Annotated in this window: 10 protein-coding genes; 6 read left to right on the plus strand and 4 right to left on the minus strand. The window is 60.8% G+C overall.

Going from position 1 to position 9,737, the window contains the following annotated elements; all coding sequences use genetic code 11:
- Positions 1 to 667: bifunctional enoyl-CoA hydratase/phosphate acetyltransferase (locus tag EPO09_RS12410; RefSeq protein WP_290643517.1), on the plus strand; the 667-nt coding region annotated here is incomplete at its 5' end.
- A 26-nt stretch (positions 668 to 693) separates the two neighbouring features.
- The gene (locus EPO09_RS12415) at positions 694 to 2,181 is read left to right on the plus strand and encodes an efflux transporter outer membrane subunit (protein WP_290643518.1); all 1,488 of its coding nucleotides are present in this window, start codon (positions 694 to 696) and stop codon (positions 2,179 to 2,181) included.
- An 89-nt stretch (positions 2,182 to 2,270) separates the two neighbouring features.
- On the opposite strand, the gene EPO09_RS12420 is transcribed toward EPO09_RS12415, so the two are convergent.
- The 4 genes from EPO09_RS12420 to EPO09_RS12435 form a co-directional block, all read right to left on the minus strand.
- Positions 2,271 to 2,822: a hypothetical protein gene (locus tag EPO09_RS12420; protein ID WP_290643520.1), complete on the minus strand. Its 552-nt coding sequence runs from the start codon at positions 2,820 to 2,822 to the stop codon at positions 2,271 to 2,273.
- Positions 2,823 to 3,068: 246 nt separating this feature from the next.
- Positions 3,069 to 4,085 (minus strand): ketol-acid reductoisomerase, encoded by a 1,017-nt coding sequence (ilvC, locus tag EPO09_RS12425; protein ID WP_290643522.1) that lies wholly within the window; start codon positions 4,083 to 4,085, stop codon positions 3,069 to 3,071.
- A gap of 89 nt (positions 4,086 to 4,174) precedes the next feature.
- On the minus strand, positions 4,175 to 4,666 hold the full coding sequence (gene ilvN / locus EPO09_RS12430) for an acetolactate synthase small subunit (protein WP_290643524.1): 492 nt from the start codon (positions 4,664 to 4,666) through the stop codon (positions 4,175 to 4,177).
- Positions 4,667 to 4,840: 174 nt separating this feature from the next.
- Entirely contained in the window at positions 4,841 to 6,622 is a 1,782-nt protein-coding gene (locus tag EPO09_RS12435) for an acetolactate synthase 3 catalytic subunit (protein WP_290643526.1), read from the minus strand.
- Between the two features lie 312 nt (positions 6,623 to 6,934).
- Here EPO09_RS12435 and EPO09_RS12440 point away from each other — a divergent pair, with 312 nt between their 5' ends.
- The 4 genes from EPO09_RS12440 (at position 6,935) to EPO09_RS12455 (ending at position 9,622) form a co-directional block, all read left to right on the plus strand.
- Entirely contained in the window at positions 6,935 to 7,522 is a 588-nt protein-coding gene (locus EPO09_RS12440) for an RNA polymerase sigma factor (RefSeq protein ID WP_290643528.1), read from the plus strand.
- Positions 7,519 to 8,145: a DUF3619 family protein gene (locus EPO09_RS12445; RefSeq protein ID WP_290643530.1), complete on the plus strand. Its 627-nt coding sequence runs from the start codon at positions 7,519 to 7,521 to the stop codon at positions 8,143 to 8,145. Before EPO09_RS12440 ends, EPO09_RS12445 begins: the two co-directional genes overlap by 4 nt.
- Positions 8,146 to 8,154: 9 nt before the next feature.
- Complete coding sequence (locus EPO09_RS12450) at positions 8,155 to 8,997, plus strand: DUF3106 domain-containing protein (protein WP_290643532.1); 843 nt, start codon at positions 8,155 to 8,157, stop codon at positions 8,995 to 8,997.
- A 79-nt stretch (positions 8,998 to 9,076) separates the two neighbouring features.
- Positions 9,077 to 9,622, plus strand: coding sequence for an RDD family protein (locus EPO09_RS12455; protein WP_290643534.1), 546 nt, complete (start codon positions 9,077 to 9,079; stop codon positions 9,620 to 9,622).
- The last annotated feature ends 115 nt before the right edge of the window (positions 9,623 to 9,737 follow it).

Here is a 9,737-nt window from a genome sequence, read left to right on the forward strand (position 1 = left end):
CTTGCATGATGGCGTCCACGCCATCATGCAAGGCCACATCGGCCGCGAAACCTTGCTGCAAGCCGTGATGGCACCGGAAGGCGGCCTGCGCAACCACCGTCGCCCCAGCCATGCCTATGTGGCCGATGTACCCAAGTGCGATCACCCCATCATCATCACGGATGCCGCCATCCACGTGCAGCCCACGCTGGAAGACAAGCGAGACATCGTCCAGAACGCCATTGATCTGGCCCGCATCCTGGGCTTCGACGAGCCTCGCGTGGCCATCCTCTCTGCGGCGGATTCCATCACCAGCGCCCTGCCCTCCTCCATGGATGCGGCCGCCTTGTGCAAGATGCTGGAGCGTCATCAACTCGCAGGCGGCGTCATCGACGGCCCACTGTCATTCGATTCGGCCATCAACGCCGATGTGGCTCGCATCAAGGACCCGGATTCTCCCGTTGCCGGTCAAGCCAATGTCCTGCTGGTGCCCAACCTCGAAACGGGTGACATGCTGGTCAAGCAGCTCATCTTCCTGGCAAGTGCAGATGTGGCCAGCGTCGTGCTGGGCTGCCGCGTACCGGTGATCCTGACCGACTCGACCGACAGCCAGCGCACCCGGGTAGCCTCGACCGCGCTGGCCGTGCTCCTTGCTGCCGCGCAAGACCGGCTTGATCCCGTCAACTGAACGCCCAAGATCTGCGAATGCCCGACATGACCACCCGACACCCCGTCCTGAGCACCAAAGGCCTGGCGGCGCTGATCAGCCTGTCCTTGGCGGCCTGCACCACCATCAAGGTGGACATGCCCGCTGACGTGCCCACACCTGTTGCCTTTGATGAAGTCGGCAAGAGCGCCAACGCCACAGCGTCAGGCCAGGACATCGCCACCTGGTGGCACGGCATCGCAGATCCCACGCTGATCCAGTTGATCGACAAGGGTATGGCAGCGAATGCCGACATCCGTGTGGCGGTCGCGCGGGTGAAGGAAGCGCGTACTGTCGTGACCATGGCGGAATCGGCGCTGTACCCCACACTGATGGCCTACGGCGCAACAGGCCGCCAGAAGTTCAATGATGTCAGCGCGCCCAGCCTGCCGCCACTGCCGGTACCGGTGACGCTTCCCGCACTCAATGTGCCCATCAGCTCATTCAATGGCAGTGGCTTTGCTGCCGCGTGGGAAGTGGACATCTTTGGTGCCCGCCGCAGCGACGCCGAAGCCGCCCGCCAGGCAGCCCTGGCCTATGAAGAGAAGCTGCATGGCGCCCAGATGATCGTGGCCGGTGACATCGCCAGCAATTACATCGAGGCCCGCAGCATCGAGCGACGCATGGACGTGCTGGCGCGCAGCCTCACCACGGCCCAACGCCTGCAGCGCTATGCACAAGGGCGCTTTGATGCCGGGCACGCCAACCGCTATGACGTGGACCGCGCACAGGCCGCCGTGCAGGCGCTTGGCGCCATGCAAGCCCCGCTGCAAAGCCTGCTGGGTGCCCGCCTGCGGCGACTGGCCGTGCTGACGGGCCAGCCGCCCGAGGCACTGACATCTCTGCCCGCGCCCACAGCGAGCGCACCTGCAGATGGCAGCGTCATCCCCGATCAATTGCCCGGCATCCTGCCGTCTGATGTGCTCGAACGACGCCCGGACGTCAGGGGCAGCGCCAACCAGGTGCGCGCGCTGGCCGCACGTCTGGGCAGTGCCAAGGCCGAGGTCCTGCCCAAGTTCTATCTGGGCTTCCTGTCCAACGATGGCCATCTGGAGATCGGCAACCTGCCATCAGCATCCTCCAGCTTCACGGCATGGGGCGCGGGCGTGAAGCTGCCCATCTTTGAAGGCGGCCGCATCCAGGCCAATATCAAGGCCAGCGATGCCAGGCTGGAAGCTGCCGCAGCGCAGTATGAGCAAGCCGTGATGAGCGCCCTGGAAGACGTCGAAAACGCCTACAGCGCACGCCGCGCGCTGGATCAACGTGCACAGCAATTGACTACCGCCTGGCGCACATCCTCAGACGGCGCCGTTCATGCAGAGAAACTGTTCAACGAGGGCACGGGCTTGCTTCAACCGGTTCTGGAAGCGCAACTCGGGGCCCTGCAGCGCGAAGATGATCTCATTCAGGCTCAAACAGCGCGCGCTTTGACGACCGTGCTGCTCTACAAGGCGATTGGCGGTGGGTGGCAAGCTGCTCCATTGCCAAACCAATAAAAAACCCGGCAGGGCCAGCAGGCGCTACCGGGTTGATACAGCGGCGATACGCACACAAGCACGTGTGCGCATGTATCAGCCTTGAGCCATCAATTCACGACGATGTTGTCGAACATATGAGGCTTGTTCGTCGAGCAATCGCCCTGCGTCCAGGTAACGGACTTCAGGGAAGAAAACGCCGAAGGCATGACCACGCGCTGCCAGCCAGCCTTGCCGTCCAACTGAACACTCTTGGTGACCTTGGAGCCATCAACCTTGGTGCCGACAAACGTGACACTGCTTGGGCTGTCACCATTCATTTCGGCCAGATCAATAGCGAACATGGCGAACGCGGCGCCCTTGTTGTTTGTCAACGTCGTGGTCGCGCTGCAGCTGTTGGCCGTCAGAGCAATCGAGCCATTGACGTTGTACTGCCATGACTTGCCAACTGCAGTCAGACCGACGGGGTATTGCTCACCTGCTGCAGGTGCATATTGCAGCGTGAAGCCCTTGGCAGAGTAAGTCTGCGCAGCACCACACAGCGCTTGCGTCTTGGCGCAAGTCATATCCTGGAAATCCAGCGCAGCCAAAGCGTGGGCGTGCTGGGCGCCTGCAACAGTAGCGGCAACAAGCAATGCGCGAATAGCGAAACGAAAGTTCATTTTAGAAATCCCTTGAATTGTGAGTTAGTGACCAATTGGTCAAATCAAGCACATCGTGCTCATGGTTATTCTATGCAGGGCATCTTGGCCGCGCCCCCCGAGATTTCCCAGCACGCATTCAAGGGATGACACACAACGTTTTGACAGCCATCAAAGGCATCAAAACAACAAAAAGCCGCCTGAGGCTTGCACCCCGGCGGCTTTCATTCAAACGATCACGCAACCGGGTCAAGCCCGGCAGCCAGATCAGTTCTTCGACTGGTCAACCAGCTTGTTCTTGGCGATCCAAGGCATCATGGCGCGCAGTTCGGCACCCACGGTCTCGATCGGGTGAACAGCGTTCAAACGACGACGAGCGGTCATGCTTGGGTAGTTCGTGCGGCCTTCCAGGATGAACATCTTGGCGTATTCGCCAGTCTGGATGCGCTTCAGAGCGTTGCGCATGGCTTCGCGCGACTTCTCGTTGATCACTTCCGTACCCGTCACGTACTCGCCGTATTCGGCGTTGTTCGAGATCGAGTAGTTCATGTTGGCGATGCCGCCTTCGTACATCAGGTCGACGATCAGCTTGAGCTCGTGCAGGCACTCGAAGTAGGCCATTTCCGGAGCGTAACCAGCTTCGGTCAGCGTCTCGAAACCCATCTTCACCAGCTCGACAGCGCCACCGCACAGCACGGCTTGTTCGCCGAACAGGTCGGTTTCGGTTTCTTCGCGGAAGTTGGTTTCGATCACGCCACCCTTGGTGCCGCCGTTGGCAGCAGCGTAGGACAGAGCGATGTCACGGGCCTTGCCGGACTTGTCCTGGTACACAGCGATCAGGGAAGGCACGCCGCCGCCCTTCAGGTACTCGGAACGCACGGTGTGGCCTGGGCCCTTGGGAGCAACCATGATCACGTCCAGGTCAGCGCGAGGCACGACTTGGTTGTAATGCACGTTGAAGCCGTGAGCAAACGCCAGAACGGCACCTTGCTTGATGTTCGGGGCGACGTTGTTGTTGTACACCTCGGGGATGTTCTCGTCGGGCAACAGGATCATCACGACGTCAGCGTTCTTCACGGCGTCATTGACTTCAGCGACCTTGATGCCAGCGGCTTCCACCTTGGACCACGAAGCGCCACCCTTGCGCAGACCGACCGTCACGTTGACGCCGGAATCACGCAGGTTTTGAGCGTGGGCATGGCCTTGCGAGCCGTAACCGATGATGGCCACGTTCTTGCCCTTGATCAGGCTCAGATCGGCGTCCTTGTCGTAATAGACCTTCATGTTTATCTCCGTCGGAAAAAGAGGTTCAGTTGAAACTGAGAAAAAGCGGGGAACAAAAGCGGGAAATAGAGAACGGCGGTGAGCCAGACTCAGACGCGCAAGATGCGCTCGCCGCGCCCGATCCCGCTGGTCCCGGTGCGCACGGTTTCAAGGATGGCAGCGCGGTCAATGGCTTCGATGAAGGCATCGAGCTTGGCCGAGTCGCCAGTCAGTTCAATGGTGTAAGTCTTGTCGGTCACGTCGATGATGCGGCCGCGGAAGATATCCGCCATGCGCTTCATCTCTTCGCGCTCCTTGCCCACGGCACGTACCTTGATGAGCATCAGTTCACGCTCGGTAAAGGGGCCTTCGGACAGGTCAACCACCTTCACAACTTCGATCAGGCGGTTCAGGTGCTTGGTGATCTGCTCGATCACGTCGTCCGAACCGTGGGTCACGATGGTCATGCGCGACAGCGAAGGGTCTTCCGTCGTGGCAACGGTCAGGCTTTCGATGTTGTAGCCGCGTGCGGAGAACAGGCCCACCACGCGCGACAGCGCGCCGGCTTCGTTCTCGACCAGAAGGGCAATGATGTGTTTCATATGGATCGTCCTTGCGGGCTCTTTAGCCAAAGGGCGGTAACCCCAGGGCCGTGGCCACGTAGTGCGACAGGTATCGGTTAAGTGTTCATCCCGGCCCAGGCTGTCAAGGTCGTCAGTCAGGCACCGGCAAGCGCCTGACTGCACCCTGCCCGCCTCAGGCCAGGCCTTTGTGAATTACAGGTCTTCGGAACCCAGCAGCATTTCGGAGATGCCCTTGCCGGCCTGAACCATCGGCCAGACGTTTTCCGTCGGGTCGGTGCGGATGTCCAGGAACACGGTGCGATCCTTCAGCTTGATGGCTTCGCGCAGTGCGCCTTCCACGTCTTCAGGGCGCTCGATCAGCAGACCGATGTGGCCATAAGCCTCGGCCAGCTTGACGAAGTCAGGCAGCGCGTCCATATAGCTGTGCGAGTAGCGGCCGCCGTAGTCCAGCTGCTGCCACTGCCGCACCATGCCCAGGTAGCGGTTGTTCAGCGCGATCACCTTGACGGGCGTGTTGTACTGCTTGCAGGTCGACAGTTCCTGGATGCACATCTGGATCGAGCCTTCGCCCGTGATACAGAAGACATCAGCATCTGGCTTGGCCAGCTTGATGCCCATGGCGTAAGGCAAGCCCACGCCCATCGTGCCCAGGCCACCGGAGTTGATCCAGCGGCGTGGCTCTTCAAACTTGCTGTACTGAGCAGCGAACATCTGGTGCTGACCGACGTCCGACGTGATGTAGTAGTCGGTGCCCTTGGTCAGTTCGGCCAGCTTCTCGACCACGGCCTGAGGCTTGATCACCTCGGTCGATGTCTTGAACTTCAGGCACTCGCGCTTCTTCCACTCGTTGACCTGATCCCACCACTTGCCCAGCGCATTCTGGTCGGGCTTGAGTTGCGATTCCTTGATCTGCGCGATCATTTCCAGCAGCACGTCCTTCACATCGCCCACGATGGGGATGTCAACCTTGACGCGCTTGGAGATCGACGAAGGATCGATGTCGATGTGGATGATCTTGCGCTCGACCTGAGCAAAGTGCTTGGGATTGCCGATCACACGGTCGTCGAAGCGGGCGCCCACGGCGATCACCACATCGGCGTTCTGCATGGTCATGTTGGCTTCGTACGTGCCATGCATGCCCAGCATGCCCAGGAAGGTCTTGTCGGATGCGGGGATCGCGCCCAGACCCATCAGGGTGCTGGTGCTGGGGAAGCCCAGCATGTCGACCAGTTCGCGCAACTCCTTGGAGGCCTCGCCCAGGATCACGCCGCCGCCGGTGTAGATGTAGGGACGCTTGGCGCTCAGCAGCAACTGCACGGCCTTGCGGATCTGGCCGCCATGCCCCTTGCGCACGGGGTTGTACGAGCGCATTTCCACCGTCTCGGGATAGTGGAAGGCGGTGGTCTTGAGGGAAACGTCCTTGGGCACGTCCACCACCACAGGGCCTGGACGACCAGTGCGGGCGATATGGAAGGCCTTCTTCATCGTGGCAGCCAGATCGGCCACGTCCTTGACGAGGAAATTGTGTTTGACGATGGGGCGCGTGATACCGACGGTGTCGCACTCCTGGAAGGCATCCAGACCGATCGCAGGCGTAGGCACCTGACCGGTGATGATCACCATCGGGATCGAATCCATGTACGCAGTGGCGATACCGGTGATGGCATTCGTCACGCCGGGGCCGGAAGTCACCAGCGCCACGCCGACATCGCCTGTGGCGCGTGCATAGCCGTCAGCAGCGTGAACGGCAGCCTGTTCGTGGCGCACGAGCACGTGCTCGATGGTGTCCTGCTTGTACAGGGCGTCGTAGATATACAGAACCGCGCCGCCGGGGTAGCCCCACATGTACTTGACGTTCTCAGCCTGGAGGCAACGTACAAGGATGTCGGAACCGTTGAGGATCTCGCCGGAGGGGGATTGTGAGTGTGCGTCGGCCGTGCCGGCGCGTTTGATGTCTGTAGGAGACATGTCCATGATGAAGTGGAACCTTTCCGAATTTCTCTAACGAAAAACGATCGGTGCCCCTCTACATCGCCACAGCCTTTTGTGAGGTCTGCAACAACAGCACTGCGACAACGGATTGCCAGCGTGCTCGCCCTTGTGAGGCGGATTTGGAGCCTGCGCGGTCTGCCACCGGAGCCTACTTAAGGGTCGGGCTGTCCAGATTCAGACCAGATCGAGATGGCGCAAAGACGAACATTATCGCATCCCTTCGCGTCAATTCAAGTGAACCCCAAGACACCAATCTCAAGGATTCACGACTCAATGCCATAATCCGCCCGCGAAATGACTCCCTTGCCCAGCCCCACTTACGAAGAAGAGATCAACGCCTTCCTGAAAGGTGTGGAGCGACGCGCGTTCAAACGTACGGTTTACGCCGTTCGTGACGAGGACGCGGCGCTGGACATCGTGCAGGACGCCATGATCCGCCTGACACAAAGTTACGCGGACCGCCCCTCAAACGAGTGGCCCATGCTGTTCCAGCGCATTCTGTCCAACGCCACGCTGGACTACTTTCGCCGACAGAAGGTTCGCAATGCGGTGTTCACCAACATCGGCGACCTCGAAGCATCCGTTGACGGGGACGACAGTGGCGACTTCGACCTGTTGGAATCGCTGAGATCCGGCGAAACTGGCACGGAAGGTGCTGATGACACTGCAGGCAGAGCCGAAATACTGGTTCAGATAGAAGAAGAGGTCAACAAACTGCCGGGACGTCAACGGGAAGCGTTCCTGCTGCGTTACTGGGAGGAACTGGATGTTGCAGAGACCGCCGCAGCCATGGGTTGCTCGGAAGGCAGCGTGAAAACGCACTGCTCTCGCGCCGTTCAGTCACTCGCCAAAGCCCTTCAATCTCGCGGTATTACATTGTGAAAACCCGTCCTACCTCCCCGCTGACGCCAGCGCAACGCGAAGCCCTCGAGGCCCGCTTTGCCATGCGTCTGAGCGCGCGCCTGGAAGAGGGTGCGCAATCTGTTCCACACGACATCTCCGAGCGCCTGCGTATCGCCCGAGAGCAAGCGATCCGTGCAGGCCGAGAGGCCCGAGCCGCCGCGCTGGCACCGGTCGCCGCACCGGCACCGGTCGTCCACATCAGCGTGGCCGGCCTGAGTGCGGCCGGCGCGAGCGGGATGGGCCAGACCGGCAACTGGAATGAAAGTCGCTACGCTCGCGCCAGCGACCATGGCCGCCGCCTGGACGACAGCCCCCCCTCCTGGGGCTGGCGTCTTGCGTCGGTCCTGCCGGTCATCGCACTGGTGGCTGGGCTGTGGGGCATTCACCGCTACTACAAGCAAGAGCAAGTGCAAGCCGCCACGGATGTGGACATGGCCTTGCTGACGGACGACCTGCCTCCGACCGCCTACTCCGACCCCGGTTTTGCCGAGTTCCTCAAGACCGACACGGGCCCGACCGTCCGTTCGATCAATGACGCGGCACCAGAGCCCGACGGAGACCTGCAGACCACCGAGACGGCGCCTGCGTCCACCACGCCCTGAGCTTTGGTCATGAAGCTGCCCTCACCCTTTGTTCGCACCTTGCCCGTGGTCCTGATGGCCATGGGTCTGTTGTGGGCTACGCATGCGCCAGCCAAGGCTGATGCCGTGCTGAACAAGGCCAATGCAGGCAGCTCGGTGCTCATCGACACCCCGATCGAGTGGCGAGAGTTGTCTGCAGAGCAAAAGCAGATCCTTCAGCCACTGGCGACGCACTGGTCCCGCATGGACGAAACCGGTCGAGACAAGTGGGTCAACGTGGCCAATCGCTACAAGGAATTGTCTCCTGCAGACAAAGCCCGAGTACAAGAGCGCATGTCTCAGTGGGCCAAGCTGCCTGCACAAGAGCGCGGAGAAGCTCGTCTGCGCTTCCAGCAAACCCGCCAGCTGACACCCGATCAACGCCAGGAAAAGTGGGCGGCCTATCAGGCCCTGACAGCGGAAGATCGCCAGGATTTGACACGCCAGGCGCAACGCCGAGCCAAGCCAGTTTTGCTCGCTGACAACATGGTGGGCCCGCGCGAGGCCAAGCAGGCCTTTGCCATCAAGCGCAATGTGGCCGCAAACAATTCGGACAAAAAATCAAACCTGGTACCCAACGCCATCACGGGCACAGTTGCCACACCCACCGTGGTGCGCCCCACCATGGTCAAGGCCAGCACTGGCGCGACCACCACACTGGTCAGCCAACGCCCCATGCCTCCCATGCATCAGCACACGGGCCTGACCAAGATCACAGCCAGCAAGGCCTTCGTCGATCCGATCACCATGTTGCCAAAAAAGGGGGCGCAAAGCGCCGCCATGGCATCGCTGCCATCATCAGCTGTTGGCAACGAGCCAGCGGTACGTCGCTGATACAGGCCAGGAGCGGCGCCATGCCGGCATCAAGCTGGTGTATCGTTCGCCCTCCTTTCGCTGATTCTCTCCTGTGTCCATGATGGCCTCCTCCGCCCCCCTGCCCGTTGCGCTCAGTGCTGCTGCCTGCCAGGAGCGGGCCCAAGGCCCCGCACCTGCACTACGTCGTCGCATGGCGTCCTTTATCTATGAGGGCGTCTTGCTGTTTGGCGTCTTGATGGTCGTTGGCATGGTCTACGGCATCAGTGTCAATCAGCGTCACGCCATGCATGACCGCGCGGGGCTGATGGCGGTGGTGTTCCTGACGCTGGCTGTTTACTTCATCTGGTTCTGGACTCACGGCGGACAGACTCTGGCCATGAAAACCTGGCGTCTGCGGCTGGTATCCGAACAGGGCACCGCCATCACACTCCCACAATCTCTGAGGCGCTACCTTGCATCGTGGCTCTGGTTCATGCCTGCCTTCTACGGCGCCTGGATGATGGGCTGGCATCAATCCAAACTGCTGTACGGCGTCACCGGTGGCTGGATGCTGTTCTACATTGCACTGACATGGCTATTGCCCCAAGGCCAGTTTCTGCACGACATCATCTGCCGCACCCGCGTGATCGACACCCGCGCCTGAACCATCCGCCCACTCGGAACAAATCGAAAGCCTGAACATGTCCCTGTCGCTGTGCGTCTATTGCGGCTCACGCAACGGACTGGATCCCGCTCACTTGGCCGCTGCACGAGAAGTC

Origin of the sequence: Aquabacterium sp., from assembly GCF_004297345.1 — a bacterium.
In the GTDB taxonomy this organism is placed as follows: Bacteria; Pseudomonadota; Gammaproteobacteria; order Burkholderiales; family Burkholderiaceae_C; genus Aquabacterium.